This window comes from Pseudomonas sp. GW101-3H06, from assembly GCF_059424605.1.
Genome location: NZ_JBWKZO010000001.1, coordinates 2,714,455 through 2,733,687, shown reverse-complemented (window position 1 = coordinate 2,733,687; position 19,233 = coordinate 2,714,455). Strand labels below are relative to the sequence as shown.

General features: G+C 60.0%; 18 protein-coding genes. 8 read left to right on the top strand and 10 right to left on the bottom strand.

Translation table 11 applies throughout. The annotated features are described in order from the left end of the window. The first annotated feature begins 211 nt into the window (after positions 1–211). From potA to AC07ZE_RS12565, 4 genes are read left to right on the top strand one after another with little or no spacing between them, the layout of a single operon-like run. Complete coding sequence (potA, locus tag AC07ZE_RS12580) at positions 212–1,354, top strand: polyamine ABC transporter ATP-binding protein (RefSeq protein WP_207265010.1); 1,143 nt, start codon at positions 212–214, stop codon at positions 1,352–1,354. A 29-nt stretch (positions 1,355–1,383) separates the two neighbouring features. Beyond that, positions 1,384–2,265: an ABC transporter permease subunit gene (locus AC07ZE_RS12575; protein ID WP_207267806.1), complete on the top strand. Its 882-nt coding sequence runs from the start codon at positions 1,384–1,386 to the stop codon at positions 2,263–2,265. Beyond that, on the top strand, positions 2,262–3,146 hold the full coding sequence (locus AC07ZE_RS12570) for an ABC transporter permease subunit (RefSeq protein WP_137806463.1): 885 nt from the start codon (positions 2,262–2,264) through the stop codon (positions 3,144–3,146). The genes AC07ZE_RS12575 and AC07ZE_RS12570 overlap by 4 nt, the downstream gene beginning before the upstream one ends. Before the next feature lie 57 nt (positions 3,147–3,203). After that, positions 3,204–4,301, top strand: a complete 1,098-nt coding sequence (locus AC07ZE_RS12565) for a polyamine ABC transporter substrate-binding protein (protein WP_207265008.1) — start codon at positions 3,204–3,206, stop codon at positions 4,299–4,301. Between the two features lie 249 nt (positions 4,302–4,550). On the opposite strand, the gene thpR is transcribed toward AC07ZE_RS12565, so the two are convergent. Then, the gene (gene thpR, locus AC07ZE_RS12560) at positions 4,551–5,090 is read right to left on the bottom strand and encodes an RNA 2',3'-cyclic phosphodiesterase (RefSeq protein WP_207265006.1); all 540 of its coding nucleotides are present in this window, start codon (positions 5,088–5,090) and stop codon (positions 4,551–4,553) included. A 62-nt stretch (positions 5,091–5,152) separates the two neighbouring features. Between thpR and AC07ZE_RS12555 the strand changes: the two genes are divergently transcribed. Continuing rightward, positions 5,153–5,347 (top strand): hypothetical protein, encoded by a 195-nt coding sequence (locus tag AC07ZE_RS12555; RefSeq protein WP_137806460.1) that lies wholly within the window; start codon positions 5,153–5,155, stop codon positions 5,345–5,347. Between the two features lie 15 nt (positions 5,348–5,362). Here AC07ZE_RS12555 and AC07ZE_RS12550 read toward each other — a convergent pair whose 3' ends face one another. Both AC07ZE_RS12550 and AC07ZE_RS12545 read right to left on the bottom strand, forming a co-directional pair. Then, complete coding sequence (locus AC07ZE_RS12550; RefSeq protein ID WP_207265004.1) at positions 5,363–5,716, bottom strand: DUF1428 domain-containing protein; 354 nt, start codon at positions 5,714–5,716, stop codon at positions 5,363–5,365. A 16-nt stretch (positions 5,717–5,732) separates the two neighbouring features. After that, positions 5,733–6,797 (bottom strand): hypothetical protein, encoded by a 1,065-nt coding sequence (locus AC07ZE_RS12545; RefSeq protein WP_207265002.1) that lies wholly within the window; start codon positions 6,795–6,797, stop codon positions 5,733–5,735. 407 nt (positions 6,798–7,204) lie between these two features. On the opposite strand from AC07ZE_RS12545, the gene AC07ZE_RS12540 reads away from it, so the two are divergent. Next, complete coding sequence (locus AC07ZE_RS12540; protein WP_207265000.1) at positions 7,205–7,465, top strand: hypothetical protein; 261 nt, start codon at positions 7,205–7,207, stop codon at positions 7,463–7,465. A 9-nt stretch (positions 7,466–7,474) separates the two neighbouring features. Here AC07ZE_RS12540 and AC07ZE_RS12535 read toward each other — a convergent pair whose 3' ends face one another. The 5 genes from AC07ZE_RS12535 to AC07ZE_RS12515 all read right to left on the bottom strand — a co-directional run bounded on the left by AC07ZE_RS12535 (position 7,475) and on the right by AC07ZE_RS12515 (position 13,553). Continuing rightward, positions 7,475–8,590, bottom strand: a complete 1,116-nt coding sequence (locus tag AC07ZE_RS12535; RefSeq protein ID WP_207264998.1) for an HlyD family secretion protein — start codon at positions 8,588–8,590, stop codon at positions 7,475–7,477. 6 nt (positions 8,591–8,596) lie between these two features. Beyond that, a complete protein-coding gene (locus tag AC07ZE_RS12530) occupies positions 8,597–9,418 on the bottom strand; it encodes a hypothetical protein (protein WP_207264996.1) in 822 nt (273 codons plus the stop codon). A gap of 1 nt (position 9,419) precedes the next feature. Continuing rightward, positions 9,420–10,748: a glycosyltransferase family 2 protein gene (locus tag AC07ZE_RS12525; protein WP_207264994.1), complete on the bottom strand. Its 1,329-nt coding sequence runs from the start codon at positions 10,746–10,748 to the stop codon at positions 9,420–9,422. Positions 10,749–10,752: 4 nt separating this feature from the next. Then, positions 10,753–12,141, bottom strand: a complete 1,389-nt coding sequence (locus AC07ZE_RS12520; RefSeq protein WP_207264992.1) for a TackOD1 domain-containing metal-binding protein — start codon at positions 12,139–12,141, stop codon at positions 10,753–10,755. Positions 12,142–12,662: 521 nt separating this feature from the next. Beyond that, entirely contained in the window at positions 12,663–13,553 is an 891-nt protein-coding gene (locus AC07ZE_RS12515) for a LysR family transcriptional regulator (RefSeq protein ID WP_207264983.1), read from the bottom strand. 133 nt (positions 13,554–13,686) lie between these two features. Here AC07ZE_RS12515 and AC07ZE_RS12510 point away from each other — a divergent pair, with 133 nt between their 5' ends. Continuing rightward, positions 13,687–15,099, top strand: a complete 1,413-nt coding sequence (locus AC07ZE_RS12510; RefSeq protein WP_207264981.1) for an MFS transporter — start codon at positions 13,687–13,689, stop codon at positions 15,097–15,099. Between the two features lie 198 nt (positions 15,100–15,297). Here the strand turns inward: AC07ZE_RS12510 and AC07ZE_RS12505 are convergent, their stop codons facing one another. Then, positions 15,298–15,762, bottom strand: coding sequence for a cupin domain-containing protein (locus AC07ZE_RS12505; RefSeq protein WP_095195116.1), 465 nt, complete (start codon positions 15,760–15,762; stop codon positions 15,298–15,300). Positions 15,763–16,039: 277 nt separating this feature from the next. Between AC07ZE_RS12505 and AC07ZE_RS12500 the strand changes: the two genes are divergently transcribed. Beyond that, positions 16,040–18,499, top strand: coding sequence for a TonB-dependent receptor (locus tag AC07ZE_RS12500; RefSeq protein WP_207264979.1), 2,460 nt, complete (start codon positions 16,040–16,042; stop codon positions 18,497–18,499). Positions 18,500–18,552: 53 nt separating this feature from the next. On the opposite strand, the gene AC07ZE_RS12495 is transcribed toward AC07ZE_RS12500, so the two are convergent. Beyond that, positions 18,553–19,131 carry a CGNR zinc finger domain-containing protein gene (locus AC07ZE_RS12495; RefSeq protein ID WP_207264977.1) on the bottom strand — a complete coding sequence of 193 codons (579 nt, stop codon included), beginning with the start codon at positions 19,129–19,131 and terminating at the stop codon, positions 18,553–18,555. Positions 19,132–19,233 lie beyond the last annotated feature (102 nt).

Here is a 19,233-nt window from a genome sequence, read left to right as displayed (position 1 = left end):
CGCTCGCGATAACAACACACTGCAATAACAACAAGTACCGCAGCCAGGAAGGCGGCACCGGATAAACCCGAGAGGTATGGGTAAGGGAGTCAAACGCAATCCCCCTGTGGGATCGCCGCTGGACTCACTGGCACCGTAAGACTCGGGTTTGCAATCAACTATTAAGTCAGGCCGCGTTGGCCCGACGACTGAAACCTGTTGGGAGTTTCACATGGCAAACGCCTCCAGCATCTACAGGAAGGCCCTTGAAGGTCACCAGGCACCGAAAAAGGTGTTGGTGAAGGTCGATCGCGTCACCAAGAAATTCGACGAAACCACCGCGGTGGACGATGTGTCCCTGGAAATCCATCAAGGCGAAATCTTTGCCCTGCTCGGTGGTTCCGGTTCCGGCAAATCGACGCTGCTGCGCATGCTCGCCGGCTTCGAGCGCCCGACCGAAGGCCGAATTTTGCTCGACGGTGTCGACATCACTGACATGCCGCCCTACGAGCGGCCGATCAACATGATGTTCCAGTCCTATGCCCTGTTCCCGCACATGACCGTGGCGCAGAACATCGCCTTCGGCCTCAAACAGGACCGTTTGCCCGCAGCCGAAATCGAGGCCCGCGTACAAGAAATGCTGCGTCTGGTGCACATGACCCAGTACGCCAAGCGCAAACCCCATCAGTTGTCCGGCGGCCAGCGCCAGCGTGTAGCCCTGGCCCGCTCCCTGGCCAAGCGGCCGAAACTGCTGTTGCTCGACGAACCCATGGGTGCGCTGGATAAAAAGCTGCGCTCGCAGATGCAACTGGAATTGGTGGAAATCATCGAACGCGTCGGCGTGACCTGCGTGATGGTGACCCACGATCAGGAAGAGGCCATGACCATGGCCCAGCGCATCGCGATCATGCACCTGGGCTGGATCGCCCAGATCGGCAGCCCGGTCGACATCTACGAGGCACCGGTCAGCCGCATGGTCTGCGAGTTCATCGGTAACGTGAATGCCTTCGACGGCACTGTTGTCGAGGATCTGGAAGGCCACGCGATCATTCACAGCCCGGATCTGGAACAGAAAATCTACGTCGGCCACGGCGTCAGCACCTCGGTGCAGGACAAGTCGATCACCTACGCCATCCGCCCGGAAAAACTGCTGGTCAGCACCGTCAAGCCAGACACCCGCTACAACTGGTCCAGCGGCAAAGTGCATGACATCGCCTACCTCGGCGGCCACTCGGTGTTCTACGTCGAACTGCCTGGCGGCAAGGTCGTGCAGTCGTTCATGGCCAACGCCGAACGCCGTGGGGCGCGTCCGACCTGGGATGATCAGGTCTACGTGTGGTGGGAAGACGACAGCGGCGTGGTACTGCGCGCATGAGAACCTTCAATCAGCAATTCCTGCGCCTGGTGCCCAGCGGTCGCAAGCTCGTCATCGGCATTCCGTTCCTGTGGCTGTGCCTGTTCTTCATGCTGCCGTTTTTCCTGGTGATGAAGATCAGTTTCTCGGAAGCAGCCCTGGCCATTCCACCCTACTCGGAGATCTACACCTACGCCGAGCAGAAATTCAATCTGCTGCTCAACATCGGCAACTACACGCTGCTGGGCGAAGATGAGCTGTACCTCTCGGCTTACCTCGGTTCGTTGAAGGTCGCGCTGTTCAGTACGCTGATGTGCCTGGTGATCGGTTTTCCGATGGCCTATGCCATTACCAAGGCGAGCAAGGAAGCGCAAAACGTCTTGATGTTGCTGATCATGATGCCGACCTGGACGGCGATCCTGATCCGCGTTTATGCGTGGATGGGCATTCTCAGCAACAACGGTCTGCTCAACGGCTTTCTGATGTGGACCGGGCTGACCGATCACCCGATCGAGATCCTCAACACCAACATCGCCGTGTATATCGGCGTGGTGTACGCGTATCTGCCGTTCATGATCCTGCCGCTCTACGCCAACCTGGTGAAGCACGATCAGAGCCTGCTGGAAGCGGCGTCTGACCTGGGTTCGAGTACCTTCAACAGCTTCTGGAAAATTACCGTGCCGCTGGCCAAGAACGGCATCATCGCCGGTTGCATGCTGGTGTTCATTCCAGTGGTCGGCGAGTTCGTGATTCCGGAACTGCTGGGCGGCCCGGAGACCCTGATGATCGGTCGCGTGCTGTGGCAAGAGTTCTTCAATAACCGCGACTGGCCGGTGGCGTCCGCGCTGGCGGTGGTGATGCTGTTGATCCTGATTGTGCCGATTCTGCTGTTCAACCGCAGCCAGGCCAAAGAGATGGAGGCACGGGGATGAAACGTTTCGGGTTCTCAAAATTGATGCTGGTGTTCGGCCTGTCATTTATCTACTTGCCGATGCTGATTCTGGTGATCTACTCGTTCAACGCTTCGAAGCTGGTGACGGTGTGGGGTGGCTGGTCGTTCAAGTGGTACGCCGGCCTGCTCGACAACTCGCAACTGATGGGTTCGGTGGTGCGCTCGCTGGAAATCGCCTGTTATACCGCGATTGCAGCCGTGGCGCTGGGCACACTGGCCGCGTTCGTGCTGACTCGCGTCACGCGCTTCAAGGGCCGCACGCTGTTCGGTGGCCTGGTGACCGCGCCACTGGTGATGCCGGAGGTGATCACCGGTCTGTCGCTGTTGCTGCTGTTTGTGGCCATGGCGCAACTGATCGGCTGGCCGATGGAACGCGGCATCGTGACGATCTGGATCGCCCACACCACGTTTTGTGCCGCTTACGTGGCGGTGGTAGTCTCCGCCCGCCTTCGCGAGCTGGACCTGTCCATCGAAGAAGCGGCCATGGACCTCGGGGCCAAGCCGTTCAAAGTGTTTTTCCTGATCACCATCCCGATGATCGCGCCGTCACTGGCGGCCGGCGGCATGATGTCGTTTGCCCTGTCGCTGGATGACCTGGTACTGGCGAGCTTCGTGTCGGGTCCGGGTTCCACCACCCTGCCGATGGAAGTGTTCTCGGCGGTGCGCCTGGGGGTGAAGCCGGAAATCAATGCCGTGGCCAGTTTGATTCTGCTGGCGGTATCGATGGTGACCTTCATGGTCTGGTACTTCAGCCGCCGTGCCGAAGCCAGCCGCAAACGGGCGATTCAGGAAGCGATGGATCAGACCGCCAGCGAGTCCTGGCAACAACCGAAAAAGCAAATGGTCGAAGCGACGGCCTAGGGCCGTCGCGTTTCACAGCTTTTGCGTCAATTGAATAAAAACAATGGAGTTGTACCGATGAAAATGTTTGGCAGGACTCTGCTGACACTGTCCTTATTGGGCGCGATGGTTACGGGCGCCCAGGCCAATGACAAGGTTCTGCGCGTCTACAACTGGTCGGATTACATTGCCCCGGACACCGTCAAGAAGTTCGAAGACGAGACCGGGATCCGGGTGACCTACGATGTGTTCGACAGTAACGAAACCCTGGAGGCGCGCCTGCTGGCGGGCAAGTCCGGCTACGACATCGTCGTGCCGTCCAACAGTTTCCTGGCCAAGCAGGTCAAGGCCGGCGTCTATCAGGAACTGGACAAATCCAAGCTGCCGAACTGGAAAAACCTCAACCCGGTGCTGCTGAAAAACGCCTCTGCCAGCGATCCGGATAACGCCCATGCGTTCCCGTACATGTGGGGCTCGATCGGCATTGGGTTCAATCCGGACAAGGTCAAGGAAGTCCTCGGCGCCAACGCCCCGACCAATTCCTGGGATTTGCTGTTCAAGCCGCAAAACGCGGAAAAACTGAAAGCCTGCGGCATCAGCTTCCTCGATTCACCGACCGAGATGCTCCCGGCCGCCCTGCACTACCTGGGCTATCCGGTCAACGATCAGGACAAGCAACACATCGCACAAGCCGAAGCGCTGTTCATGAAGATTCGCCCGTCGGTGGCGTACTTCCATTCGTCGAAATACATCTCCGACCTGGCCAACGGCAACATCTGCGTGGCCGTCGGTTATTCCGGCGACGTGCTGCAGGCCAAGGCCCGCGCCCAGGAAGCCGGTGACAAGGTAAAGATCGACTACAGCATCCCGAAAGAAGGCGCCGGCAGTTTCTACGACATGGTCGCCATCCCCCGCGATGCCGCCAACGTCGAGAACGCTCACCTGTTCATGAACTTCCTGATGCGCCCGGACATCATCGCCGAGATCACCAACAACATCGGCTACAGCAACGCCAACGCGGCGGCCACGCCGTTGGTGGATGAAGCGATTCGCAATGATCCGGGTTCGTATCCGTCCCAGGAAACCATGGCGACCTTGTATGCCATCCCTGACATGCCCATTGGTGTGCAGCGCGTGATGACCCGGGGTTGGACCAAGGTGAAACTCGGTAAATAGTTCACTGAACATTGCTGCTGAATCTGATGCCGCCTTCGCGAGCAGGCTCGCTCCCACAATGGAAATGCATTCCCCCTGTGGGAGCGAGCCTGCTCGCGAAGGGGCCAGAACATTCAACATAGAAACGGATTTTCCCATTTCCGTTCACGCAGCGCCTTACCACCGCTGCACTCGTCTCCGATGAACGGCCTCACCTGGCTCCTCGGTTAAGGTGAGTTTGGCGCCCTTGGGCGCCTTTTTTTATTTGGGCTACGAAGTACCCAATGGCCACGAGGCCAGCGATATGTACCGGCCCTTGTGCGATTCGAACAAGGTAAAGCGGTCGGCACGGAGGAAAAACTCCGGTGGCGTGGCGGACTCGGGAACCGGGGCGCGAAAATCCCGGGCCAGGGTCAGGTGTGGGCGAAACTCCCGTGGTGCATCCCCCGATACAAACGGCAATACGGCCTGTTCCAGGTCATACACCAGGCGCAACAATGCTGGCGACGCCTGCTCCGGCGCCAACACCAGAACCCCTGCCCTGCGCCAGACGTCCAGCCGATCCAGCACCACGGTCAAGCGCTCGTCCGAGGTGCGCACTGACGCGGCAGCCTTGCAGATATCGGCAATCTGCGCCGTGGCGACCGACCCGAGGAATTTCAGGGTCAGGTGAAAATTCTCCGCTGGCACCGGGCGCCCATTCCTCAGTTGCAAGGCGCTGCGCCATTGGGCAATCACCTTGCGTTGCGCCGGCGCGCAGTCCAGGGCAAAAAACAGCCGTTTGAACGGCTCATGGGATTCGTCGCTCATTCGTGGCACCTCCTGACATCCAAGTTATAGTTCATGCAAACACGCTTCAACTGGAGGGGGCCATGCGAGAAATCATCAGCAAAGAGCCATGGTGGGCCGTCCCACCGAAACCCGGTCAGGATGAATCCGAGCTGGAATGGGGCTGGCTGGTTCACTACAACGAAGGGGAGCCGCGCTTCGAGTTCGTCAAGGAGCGGCCAACCGACAGCGAGATTCGTAACCGCAAGAGTTGCAGGATCACCCCCTCATCCGAGTGATCCTGCCCGGGGTGTTCACGCCTTCACGATCGTTTCAAAACCACCGAAGATCATCCGCTGGCCATCGAACGGCATGGGATTGACGTCTGGTTGCATCCTCGGGTCAGCCATCATTTTTTCCATCGCGGCATCGCTGGTGGCCTTGTCGGGCCAGATGAGCCAGCCGAACACAACAGTTTCGTCGGCTTTCAGTTTTACCGCCATCGGGAACGATGTCACCTTGCCGTCAGGCACGTCACTGCCCCAGCACTCGACCACGCTCAAGGCGCCGTTTTCCTTGAAAAGCCCGGCGGCGATCTCGGCGTGTTTCTTGTATTTATCACGGTTGGCAGTGGGCACCGCAGCGACAAAAGCATTCACGTAAGACATGAGGGTTCTCCTGGAGTCATGGGTTGATTCGCTGGTTAGTCGATTGGCTTGGCTGCCATTCGACATGGCCGGCCTCCAGACCGACCGGCGGTGCAGCGCTGCCGGCCAGGTTGCCCTCGATCTGCCCCGCCATGTACAGGGTGCCGGCCATGACACCGGTGGTCGGGTTCTGTACCAACTTGGTCCAGGCCTTGTCGAACGTATTGCCCAGGCTGCTGCGAATCAGCGCCTCGCTGTCCGGCCGGTCGTTGGCCTGGATAATCGCCCGGATCCCCGCCACGCCCACCGAAATAAGAGCACCGGCCAGTTTTCCTGCTGCCGCGGCCACGGCGCTGGCCGCACCACGGGGCGCCATTTCAGCTTCGATTCGTCGACTGGCGCGCTTGGCGACCGGTGCCATCGCGGTGTCGGTCGAATCCACGCCCTTGTCCCCACCGGCCTTATGGATCTTGTCGACCAGCGCGGCGTAGGCCGGCAGGTTATTCAACGGCTCGGCGTACACCACTTGATACAACGAGGCGTCACGCGCCGAGGGTGGCCCGAGGGCAATGGCCGGGACTTTCTGAATGCGGCCATTGAGTTGGGCGATGGGCACGCCATGGCGCTGGGAAATGCGCTGCAGGTCTTCCTTGAGAATGTCCACGTAGAACGCCGACGCCAGGCTGAGAATCTGATCGGGATCGATCTCCACCGCCACCGGCGCCAGGACTTTTTCCTGGTATTGCTCCAGCAAATAAGCGGCCAGGCGTTTTTCCGAGGCATCCTGCTCGCCCTTGGCGTTGAGGGTGTACCAACTGACTTTCATCGACAGCCATTCCTGGGTCCAGTAGCTGCTGAACCAGGGAATGAAGTTCTCTTCGGTCAGTTGGTAGACCCGCGTACGCCAGTAATCCATGGCCCCGCGGGCGTAGATTCTGGTCTGCTCGGTGGCCGATTGCGACGCTGCGACAATCTCCCGGTCCACTTGCTGCCAGGTGCTCGGCGAAATCATGACCTGCGGCGTTTCCACTGGCGCGCGGGGGGCCGTGACGCACCCCGCCAACACTACCAGCACGGCGACGATCAGCGAACGCAGGTTCAAGATCGCGGTTCCCAACTGTTGGTGCCGGACCGAATGCCCGGCGCTCAAAAGGCCCTGAATTGAGTATAGGTTGGCTTTGATGGTGGACTTTCTGGCCTATTCGCGGGCAAGCCCGCTCCCACAGGGTCCTGCGCCGATTTCAAAATGGCGCACATCCTGTGGGAGCGGGCTTGCCCGCGAATAGGCCCCAACGATCACCACAAACCGACCATCACTCCTATCGATATTCACCATCGCCACGATTGCCTTCCGCCCGCCAACCGTCAGCGTAGGATCAATTGCAACCCAACACGAAACCCTGAAGCGGAGGGTCGAACCATGCTAATCCATCTCCTGACCTGCCTGGCCCTGACGGCCTTCACGTTAAGCGTATTTGGCTGGTTCGTCCTGTCCGAGGAGCGCACGTCATGATCAACGAAGTCACCCTGGCCGTGAGCTTCCCGGTGTACGGCAACAACTACTACTCGCAGCAATTCGAGTCTCGTAAAGTGTTGACCCTGGTGTTCGACAAAAAATTCGAAGCGTTGCTGATTCCGGCAGCCGGTCATCACTTCAACAACGAAGTGGTCGGGCTCAACGATCAATTCCGCTTTCTCAACGATGTGCTGGCCGAGCATTTGCTGGCAGCCGAGGTCGCTGCCACCGCGCGCCGCAATCAATACTTGTGAACCGCGGGTTCATTTATCGCCAGGCACGGTGTTCGTTTCGGGCTTGGCCATGGCGATAAACTCGCCCAATTCCTGAATCAGCTCACGACTGTCAGTGATCATTTGTTGCCAGTCAGTCGGGAAGCGAACATTCAGCGGCAGCTGATCTATGCGCCAACGCGGCGGCAGCGGCTGATCGAACTTGGCGGCGACCTGCAGACCCATTTCGCTGGCGGCAAATGGCCCGCGCAACACCGTTGGCGTGCGGCCGGCGCTGTCGACCGCCTGCACCACGCGGGCCGTCAGCCATTTGCCGTCGGGCATGCGCACGCGCAGCGGCTGGCCGATCCCGGCGTAGCTGATATTCAGCGGTTCCAGATAGATCCATAGCAGCGGCTCGTCCAGTTGCTCGATGCGCATCAGCAAGGTGCCGGCGCCGACGTTTTCGCCGGGATTGACCAGCACTTCCGCCACCCGCCCGCTCTGCGCGGCCTTGACCGGCAACGCCGCCAGGCGCGTCTGCAACCACTTTTGCTCGGCGGTGCGTTCAGCCTTCTCACGCTCGTCGCTCAACGGTTGATTGGCCAGTTGCTCGCGGCGCTCGAACGCCAGCAGGTCCGCCTTGAAACTGTCGAGTTCGGACTGCGCGGCCAGCACCTCGCCCCGCGACACGGCGCCACGAACCACCAGGTCCTCAAGCACCCTCACGCGGTCTTCCGAGCGGGCGATTCGGGTCCTGAGCAATTGTCGCTCCCGGCCACCGAGTTTGGCATTGCTCAAGCGCGTGGTATTGGCCGGGACAGCGGAGAGTTGCGCCAACCGGGCGCGCCACTCGGGGTTGTCGAGATTGGCCAGGGGTTGATCGACCCGTACCTGGTCACCGGCCCTGACGAACAGTTGCTCGACCCGACCGGCATCCCGCGCGCGCACCTCCAGAATCGGCAAGCGCAGTTGCGCCGGCGCGTCGATCATCAGCATGCCGTACACCAGCTTGCCGCCCAGCCAGATCAATGGGCTGGCCACCAATAACAGGATCAGGTACCAGCGCACACGAAACGCCGCGCGTTTGCTCGGGGCGTAAAGCACACTCAAACCTTGCTCCTGAGTTGGGTTCAGTTCCTTGCGACTATCGAAACGAATCTTCATGACGGCTCACCGTTTTGGAAAGTCTCGCCAGGCTTGCCAGTCGATGCCGGCAATCCCCAGGGGTTGCAGTTGTTCGCGCCAGGCGCTGGTCTGGCGTTGCAACTGTTCGGTCGACGCGCCGGCCCAGGATTCCGTGGCATCCAGTTGCGGCTCGGTACTTTGCGCCAGACGAAATTGCAGCGCGGGCCAGCGCCTGGCGATCTGCTCGGCCATGCGCGCGCTGTTTTTCGGGTTGCGGGTGTAGATCATCAGGCTGACCTGACGCACCCCTGCGTCGGGCAGCGCACAGGGCACACAGGTTTGCCCGGGCTTGGGCTCGGCGAACCAGCGATGATGGCTGGACATTTCCACTGGCCAGGGGCTTTGCGCCGCGGCCATGCGCAAGGTCCCGAGCAGGTCTTTCAAGCGTTGATCAGGGACGGGAACACCCAGCTGCTCGACTTCCAGATCCAGGTGCAGGCTGGTGAATGCCAGGCCTTTGAGCTTGTCCAGTAAATCGGTGAGTTGATGGCGCCCTTCTGGCTTGATCCATTCCGGATCGCCCAGCAACAGGCTCACCTGCATCCCCTCGGCCGCCGCTTGCTGCAGCAATTGCTCCAGCCGCTGGCGCGTGGTGGCCAGGTCATGAATCTGCGCGGCCTTCAGGCCCAGGTAGATCTTGTCCATCCCGGCCTTGTGCAGCGCCGCCAGTTCGTTTGCCCGTTGATCGGGATCGAGCAGCGCTTCGCTGTCCCAGACATAACTGGCCTGGGACCACTTCGATGGTGCCGCCTGCACCGTCAATGCGCCGGCCAGGCACAAGGCGAGGACATAGAGTAGCGATCGCATATCAAAACCTCGTGGCTCGCTTGAGTACCCACCAGGGCGCCATCGAGCTTTCTTCATGCCCGCGACGGAACATCTCGTTGAGCATGGCCACCGCGCTCCAGCACCGCAGGATCAGCATGAACAGCGGAAAAAACGGTACCAGCAGCCCCAGGACCATGTCCTGCCGGGGTCGGTCGGACACCATCAGCAACATGGCCAAAAACAACAGCGTGGTAATCATCAGGTACAGCAGATACACCAGCACAAACAGAAACAGCAGGGTCTTGCCCGGCAGAACGAACAAAGCGAGCAAGGTGTAGCTGAAGATGAGAAACGGCAATACCAGCTGGAAAAAGAAGCCTGTGAGCAGGATCATCAGAAAAGTTTTCCAACCCAGCAATTTCGGGTCGATGTTGCGGTTGTGCTTTCGGATGTACAGAAAAAACAGGTCACCATCCCAGCGCAGTCGCTGCATCAGAAACTGCCAGAGCGTTGCCGGTGCGTCGGTATGACCGATCGCTTCGGGCTCGAAGGGGATCCGCAGGTCGTGGCGTTTGAAGTAGCTTTTGATACGCAGTGTCAGGTCCAGATCCTCGGCGGTGTGGGTGTTCCAGCCGCCGATTTTCACCAGGAAGCTGCGACGAAACGCACCAAAGGCGCCTGAGACGTTGTTGACCAGGTTCCATTCGGACAGGCCGATTTTCGACATATGGATCGACAACAGGTATTCCAGCGCCTGCATCGCGGTCACCCACGAGCCCCACACATTGCGCACACGCAGGCTGCCGGCCACCGCCGGCACCGCGGGGTCCTCGAAATGCCGCACGATGGAGCTGACCATGTTGTTGTCAAAGGACGTATCGCCATCGAGCGCCATCACGATTTCACCGCTGGCCAGCGACAGGCCTGCGTTCAGGGACGACACCCGCCCGCCCCGCTGCCATTTGGCAATCGGCCGTAAATGACGCCTGGGATACAACAGCGGATCGACATAAAAACTGCGCACGGCACTTAGCGTCGGCTGGTTGATCGTGGCGCCATCCACCACGGGAATCATCTCGATGTGGCCCTGATACGTCTGCTCACACAGGCTCAGCAGCGTGGTCTGCACGTCCATCCCTTCGCTGTAGCAGGTGATGATGCAAGACACCCTGGGGCGATAGACGCTGATCTTGGGCACCCGGCTGCGGCGCTGTGTGAACCAGCGCAAGACACCGAGCAACACCATGATCATCAGCGGCAGTTCAAACAGCAGGAACAATGGAAAAAGCATGTAGAACAAACGGCTCAGCCCGTCCGTCCCCATGAACGCAACCAGCAGGTTGTAGAGTTGCTCCATCAATGGGCTCATGGCATCACCCCAGTTCACTGGCCAGACGGGCCAGGAGCAGTTCACCGTCTTCCTGATCGAGCAGATCCTGGGGTGCGGTGATGCTGATGACACGCAGGGAAATGTCGCTGATCTCCGGCGCGGAAAACAGTTCGGCGACCTTGCCCAAGCGTTGCTTGACGATTGCCAGGCCATTGGCATCGGTATGGGGCAGCATGATCCAGAAGAACTCTTCGGTACTTCGCGAACAGCGGTCGGTGTCCCTCACGGTTTCCTTCAAGCGATCGGTGACGCTATCGATGAAGGCGTGGCTGCGCTGTTCGCCCAGGCGCGATAAAGTCCCGGCCAGGTTGACGAAACGCAGACCGATTAACGAAAAGGGAGGGTCGGGGTAGCGGCGCACGAGCTGGATCTGCCAGCTCAACAGGTCATAGAAATCCTTGCCACCCAACAGACTGAGCCGACCGAAATGCTGGGCCGAATGGTCGCTGAACTCCTGGCGACAGCGGAAACGCCCGGCTTCGGTCAGCTGGTAATCCCTGACTTCCCGCACCCGCAACTTGTCGGGCGTGTGCGACAGGCCGCAGTCCAGGCAACGCGCTTGCACTTCGGCATCGACAAAAAAAGCCTGGCATGAACGACAGCGATAGTTCTCCATCGGGCGGTCGTAATCGCTGCCAATGTGACGCAGACGGTTCAGACAGTTGGGGCATAGCAGCACCCCGTCCTTGAGGAAGGACTCCTGAGGCCCGACATGGCCACAGGTAAAACAATGCAATGAAGGTTGCCGGGAAATGTCCAGGGCGTGGCATTCGGCGCACACATCGATGTAATTGAGCCGCCCCGAACCACAATCCGAACAGAGGCGCACCCGGTCGACCAGCACCCCCTCCTCCAGCCAGTTCTGCTGTGCCACCAGGCTCAACCAGACAAACGCGTTGACTTGCTCGCTATCCGCCAAGGCATCCAGTAGCGGATAGCGATAATGCTGGGGGACTTCAGGGTCTCGCAGGGCGTAGATTCGGGCATCGTCGCGCATCCACAGCCAGGACAGCACCCGACTCTCGAAGCGTTCGGGGGCTGTGCCCTGATTGAACAGCTTGAAACGATCAAGCCACCCCCGCCATTTGGTTTTGATTTCGTTGGAGTCGGCCGGGCAAGGACCGTCTCCCAGGGCTTCGCACAAAGCATCCTGATCCCGGCAGCAATAAATGAGGGTGTAGCGATAAGGGGGTATGGAGCGCAATTTGCGAAGAACCTTTCCCGCATGGGTGCCGGGCATGTCCAGCAGCACGACATCGAATGCGGCGACAGCCAACAGGCTGCCGAGATCCGTAAAGTGTGCAATTTCGGGAAGATTCGCGCTTGGAACTCTATTACCGAGTATCGCGATCCGTGGATTTGTAATCGGCATGGCACACGCCCTCTACCAAAGACAAGAGAAATGCGATTAAACGAGAGATACCAACACTAGCACCGCTTCGCAGAAGCGCGAGCTTAAATGTGAAGTTATTTTTTGACAGCTCGAACATCGGAAGTTCGTCAAATAATAAAATCCGCTCTCAAGCGCCCCACCGAAGTGCACCTTATCAATTTTCCAGAACTCAAAAATAAAAACGTTATTTTTCATACAGATAACAAAATAGCAAACTAACTAACAATACAAATGCCATTACTAGTTAATTGCCATCATTCGAAGCGTATCGCCACTTTCCACTCGACTGCGACTGACTATCAATCGCTACCTGTTTGCTATTACAGGGGGAAATACAATACACGAATTTATAAGTTCAATATTTTTTTATATTAAAATCGCGCGCACTTATGACCAAACCAACCCAATTAACTGCGGTTGTCTCATCAGAGTAACAGCCATTATTTCAATATCAATCCCACTCCTTTTAAATCCAACTAAAAAAGTTGGTTATAGGTGCACTATTGCTCACATACCTCCCTCAAACACCCCCGCAACCAGCGATGTACAGGGTCGGCATCCAGCCGTGGATGCCAGAGCATGGCCACGGTAAATTCCGCCAGGGACAGCGGCAGTGCGAAGCTGTGCAGGCCGGATCGCAGGTTGGCGGTATGGCGTTGCGGCACGCTGGCGATCAGGTCGCTGGAACGGGCAAGCGCCAGCGCGGTGGAGAAACCGGCGACGATGGTTGCTATGTGTCGTTGCAGGCCAAGGGGCGCCAGTGCTTCATCGATCGGCCCCTTGTCCAGACCACGGCGGGACACGCTGATGTGGCTGCCCGCCGCATAGCGTTCAAGTGTGATCTCGCCCTCCTCCAGCGCATGCCCCGCTCGCACCACGCCGATGAAACGGTCACGGAACAAACCCTGGGTCCGCAGCTCCGGACTGGCAGCCTTGCCGACGACACCGGTTTCCAGATCGACCGTGCCGTCGCGCAATGACGTGCTGTCCTTGTCGGGTTTGTGCATGAAGCGCAGGCGTATGCCCGGCGCTTGTTCCGCGATACGTGCGATCAGTGCGGCGCCGAAGTTTTCGACGAAACCTTCGCTGGTGCGCAGGGTGAACGTGCGCACCACGCCTTTGAGGTCGGGTTGCTCGGCCGGGCGCAGGACCGATTCGGCGTCCTGCACTAATTGGCAAACCCGCTCACGCAATTCAAGCGCTCGCGGCGTCGGCACCAGGCCGCGCCCGGCCCGGACCAGCAACGGATCGCCGGTGGTGTGCCGCAAGCGCGCCAACGCCCGGCTCATCGCCGACGGGCTCAGCCGCAAGCGCTTGGCAGCGCGGGCCACGCTGCCCTCTGCCAGCAGGACATCCAGGGTAATCAGCAAGTTGAAATCTGGCGTGGACATGGTTTGCACCGTGGCTTTGTGAGGTGGCGTCTGGCGCATGTATCAAGTGCAACCGGTGCGCCTTCCGCCATGTTAGGCGCGGGCGTAGCTTTGCGGTAGCTCCAATCGGGAGTGGCCAGAAATGAGGTACAGCATGAATTGCGCAACAGCCGTCACAGAACGCGGGCAACGGGCACTGTCCGTCAGGTGGGCATTGGTCAGTCTGTCGCTGTCGATGTTGTTGTCATCCCTGGGCACCAGCATTGCCAATGTCGCTTTGCCCACGCTGGCGCAGGCGTTTGATGCGTCCTTTCAACAGGTGCAGTGGATCGTCCTCGCCTACCTGCTGGTCATCACCACGTTGATCGTCAGCGTCGGGCGCCTCGGTGACCTGACGGGGCGACGCCGTCTGCTGTTGTGCGGCATTGGTGTATTTACCCTGGCCTCGGCCCTGTGCGGCCTGGCGCCGAGCCTGGAACTGTTGATCGGCGCGCGGGCGCTGCAAGGGCTCGGCGCGGCGATCATGATGGCACTGACCCTGGCATTGGCAGGCGAGACCGTAGCGAAAGAGAAAACCGGCAGCGCCATGGGTTTGCTCGGCACGATGTCGGCCATGGGCACGGCGATGGGACCGTCTCTTGGTGGTGTGTTGATCGCCGGATTGGGCTGGCAGGCGATTTTCCTGATCACGGTGCCGTTGGGCTTGCTGACCCTGCTGCTCGCCTGGCGCTATTTGCCTGCCGATCAACCGGAAATATCACGGCCCGCTTTCGATCCGCTGGGCACCCTGCTCCTGGCCCTGACACTTGCCGCCTACGCACTGGCCATGACCCTGGGACGCGGCCATTTCGGCCCGCTCAACATCGCATTGCTGCTGGCGGTTTGCGTGGGGATCGGGTTGTTTGTGTGGGTTGAGAAACGCGTGACTGCGCCGTTGATTCGATTGGCGATGTTCCGTGATCGACAGCTCAGCGGCAGCCTGGTTATGAGTCTACTGGTGACCACAGTGATGATGGCCACCCTGGTAATCGGACCGTTCTATCTGTCGCAGGCCCTCGGACTGAACGCCGTCGGGGTCGGGCTGGTGCTGTCGGTCGGGCCATTGGTCGCCGCATTGACCGGAGTCCCTGCCGGGCGTCTTGCCGACCGCTTCGGCGCCCGGCGCATGACCGTCTTTGGGCTGATTGCCATCGCGCTCGGTTGCGGGCTGTTGTCTGCGTTGCCGAGCTGCCTGGGAATCAGCGGCTACATCACCCCCATGGTAGTGATCACATTGGGTTATGCGGTGTTTCAGACGGCCAATAACACGGCGGTGATGGCTGATGTTCAGCCGGAACAGCGGGGGGTGGTGTCGGGGTTGCTCAACCTGTCGCGTAATCTGGGGTTGATCACCGGGGCGTCGGTATTGGGGGCAGTGTTTGCTATGGCGTCGGGGACGGTCGGTATCGCGCATCCCGAGGCGGTTGCCAGTGGGATGCAGGTCTCTTTTACGGTTGCGTTGGGGTTGATTGGCATAGCTTGTTTGATCGCGCTGGGCCGCCGGGCGCCGACCGGGTGCCGGGCTTAACGGGTGGGTTGCCCATTCCCTGCTCGTGAAGGGGTCGTGTCAATCAACATCCATGGTGTATGCCAAATCGCCTTCGCGAGCAGGCTCGCCCCCACAATTGGATGTTCGCTTGGGCTTTTGATCACCGAAGATTCGTATATGCACACCAACCCACCTGAATCGGACGATTCAGGTGGGTTGGTGTGCGACAGGAACTTACTACTTCAGGATCAGCAGCGGCGTATCTTTCTTGACGATGTAGGTCGCCAGTTCCGAAGCCTTTTCCTTGCCGATGTTCTTCGCGACATGGGCGGTGCCGGCCGGGATGTACAGGGATTCGCCCGCCTTGAGGATGACGTTTGGCTGACCTTCGAGTTCGTACTCGAACGTCCCTTCAATCACATAGGCCACTTCAACGCCAGGGTGAGAATGTTTCGGTGATACGACGCCCGGTTCGAAATCGACGCGCACCTGAATGACTTCACGGCCTTCTACATCAAGATCGCGGCGCACCAGGTCGGTACGGCTGATACCTGTCTGCCAACTCTTGGCAGGGGCCTGGCCGGCGTTGGCGGCTGGTTTGGTTTCCTGGGCCTGGGACAGACCGGCGAACGCGGTCAGTGTCGCGGCGACGAAGGCAGCACCGAGCAAGGTGGCGGTTTTGGATTTGTTATTTCGAGACATCGCAGTTCTCCAATGAGCGCGGGGTAAAAAGCGCGCGGGGTGCTTTGTGGGCAGTGCCGTTTGGGCAGCTCCATTACGCGGTCGCCGTGTATCGCGATCGTGTCGCGCAGAGCGTGTTTTTGTATGCGCAAGTAGCTGTCGGCAAAGGAGATACGTTCAGATACACAGCCGTGGTTCGTCGCCAGACATTATTTTTGCTTTTCGCTGATACCTTTTTCGCTGTCGTTCGGTGTGTAGGGGAATTCTCATTTTTCCTTTGCATCCACAGGCATGCCGCATGACATCCAGATCGCCGCAGTACCTTTCCAGAGTCTGTCCCGCCCGCCTCCCCTTGAGCGCTTTGAGCCTGGCCATCGCGCTGACCGCCATGGGTCCGGTTCACAGTGCCCTGGCTGCCGACACCACGCAAAGCGCGGCCACGCGCAGCTACGCCATCGGCGCGGGTTCACTGGCCATTGTGTTGGCGCAATTCGCGGCACAGTCGGGGGTGCTGCTGTCGTTCGATGCCAACCTGCTCAATGATCAACAAAGCGCCGGCCTGCAAGGCAACTACAGTGTGCAGTCCGGTTTCGCCCGGTTGTTGCAGGGCAGCGGCTTTTCGCTGATCAACACCGGTGCCGACAGCTACACCGTGGCACCGCAGGTCGACAGCGGCGCGGCATTGGAGCTGGGCGCGACCACGGTCAACGGCGTAAACACCGCGGCGGCCGATACCTATGCCGGCGGCCAGGTGGCGCGGTCGGCGCGCCTGGGAGTATTGGGCAATCGCGACATCAATGACGTGCCGTTCAGCGTGGTCAGCTACACCGCCAAGACCATCGAGGATCAGCAGGCGCGCACCGTGGGCGATGTGTTGCTCAACGACGCCTCGGTGCGCCAGTCCGCCGGTTTCGGCAACTTCTCACAGGTGTTCACCATTCGCGGGTTGCCGCTGACCACCGACGACATTTCGTTCAATGGCCTGTACGGCGTATTGCCACGGCAGATCATCACCACCGAGGCGCTGGAGCGCGTCGAACTGTTCAAAGGCCCGAACGCCTTCATCAACGGTGTGGCGCCGTCCGGCAGCGGCATTGGCGGCAGCGTCAACCTGGTACCCAAACGCGCCCAGGATCTCCCGACCCGCAGCGTAACCCTCGATTACGCCAGTGACAGCCAGGTCGGCGGGCACATCGACCTCGGTCAGCGCTTTGGCGAAGACAACCGTTTCGGCGCCCGGGTCAACCTCGCCAATCACGGTGGCGACACCGCCGTCGACGACGAATCCGAACACTCGCAACTGGTCGCCATCGGCCTGGATTATCGCGGCGAACGCCTGCGGGTCTCCACCGACCTGGGCTATCAGAAACAGCGCATCAACAATGGTCGCTCCGTGGTCTATCCCAACGGCACCAAGGTCCCGCATGCACCGTCGGCCAAGGACAACTACGCCCAGGACTGGACCTGGTCGGAGCTGGAAGACACCTACGGGATGGTCAACGCCGAGTACGACCTCAACGACAACTGGACCGCTTACGCCGGTGGTGGCGCCAAGCACACCCGGGAAAACGGCCAGTACTCGTCGCTGTATGTCGGCAACGACGGCAGCGGCAAGGTCGGCTTTCTCTATTCGCCCCATGACGAAGACAACAAAAGTGCGATCGCCGGGCTGAACGGCCACTTCACTACCGGCCCGGTCACGCACCAGATGAACTTCGGTTTGTCCGGCACCTGGGGCGAACAGCGCTCGGCGTTCGAAGCGATCCTGGTGGCCAACCGCCCGAACGGCAACCTGTACCACCCGGTGCAAGTGCCGCGCCCGACCAATACCTACTTTGGCAGCGATATCCATGACCCGCGCATCGTCGGCAAAACCCGGGTCAAGAGCGCTGCGGTGTCCGACACCCTGGGCTTCATTGATGATCGCGTGTTGCTGACCCTCGGCGTGCGCCGCCAGACCCTCGAAGCCGATGCGTGGAACACCACCAGCGGCGCGCGCACTGCCAATTACGAAGAGTCGATCACCACGCCGGTCTACGGCCTGGTCATCAAACCGTGGGAGCATGTGTCGTTCTACGCCAACCGCATCGAAGGCCTGCAACAAGGCCCGACCGCGCCGACCACCGGGGTAACCAACCCCGGCGAAGTGTTCGCCCCTAACCGCAGCAAACAGACAGAGGCCGGGGTCAAGCTCGACTGGAACAGTTTCGGCGCGACGCTGGGCGTGTACCGCATCGAGATGCCGAACAGCTCGACCTCGACCGTTGCCGGCGCGCGCCTGCCGACCTTCAGCGTCGACGGCGAGCAAGTGAACAAGGGGGTGGAACTGAACGTGTTCGGCGAACCCCTGGATGGCTTGCGCGTGCTGGCCGGGGCGACCTGGATGGACACCGAACAGAAGAAAACCTCCAATGGCCTCAATGACGGCAATCGCGCCGCCGGCGTGCCGCGCTTCCAGTACAACCTGGGCGCGGACTGGGACGTTCCGGGCATTGAGGGTGCAGCGCTCAACGGTCGCCTGTTGCGCACCGGCGGCGAATACGTGAACGCGGCCAACACCCTGAGCATCCCGGCCTGGACCCGCGTCGACCTCGGCGCCCGCTATGGTTTCAAGGCCGACGACAAGTACATCACCCTGCGCGCCAACGTCGAAAACGTGGCGAACAAGGCGTACTGGTCTTCGGCCTCGACGGCCAACAACTACTTGACCCAGGGTGAGCCCCGGACGCTGAAACTGTCGGCGACCGTGGACTTTTAAGCGTTATCCCCTCCCTCGCTGCGGCCGATCACGGGGCATGATCGGTCGCCGGTTCACACGCCCTGACGGCGCTTGCGGAACTCGGCAACCTTATGCCGGTTACCGCACAGCGCCATGCTGCACCAGCGCCGCTTATGGGCTTTGGTGCGGTCATAAAACATCAGCGAACACTCCGCGCTTTCGCATTTACGCACCAGGTTGAAATCGCCTTCGGCCAGCAACTCGGCGGCGGCGTAGGCCAGCCTGCCCAGTTGCTGGCTCATCAAGTCCGGTTGATGGAAGCGATCCAGCTTGGGCGCCCCCGGTTGCTCCCAGACCAGCTGCGGCACAGCGACGAGCAGGAACCTGTTCAGCGCCGCCGGATCCGCCGAACGGTTTTCGCGGCGGGCAACGATCAGGCTTTCGATGCTCTCGCGCAGCGCCCGCAGTTCACCGAGCAAGCGACCGTTGCCAGCTTGCGCGGCCAGGCCCAGGCCGATCTGTTCAAGCCATTGGGCGGCCTGCGCGTCGTTGTGCAAAAGGTCGCGTTTTTGCCCTTCGACCATCATCTGCGTGTTCAACAAGTCCAGCGCCGGATGATCGGCCAGGACAAAAGGCGAAGGCAGATCAGGCACTACGTCGGTGGCGGTCATGGATTTCATCCCGGAATCAATGCAGCAATTGTAACCTATAAAATTAATTTGACCAGTTACAAAAGCCGTGCACAATAAAGCCACGTAACCTCAATAATCACA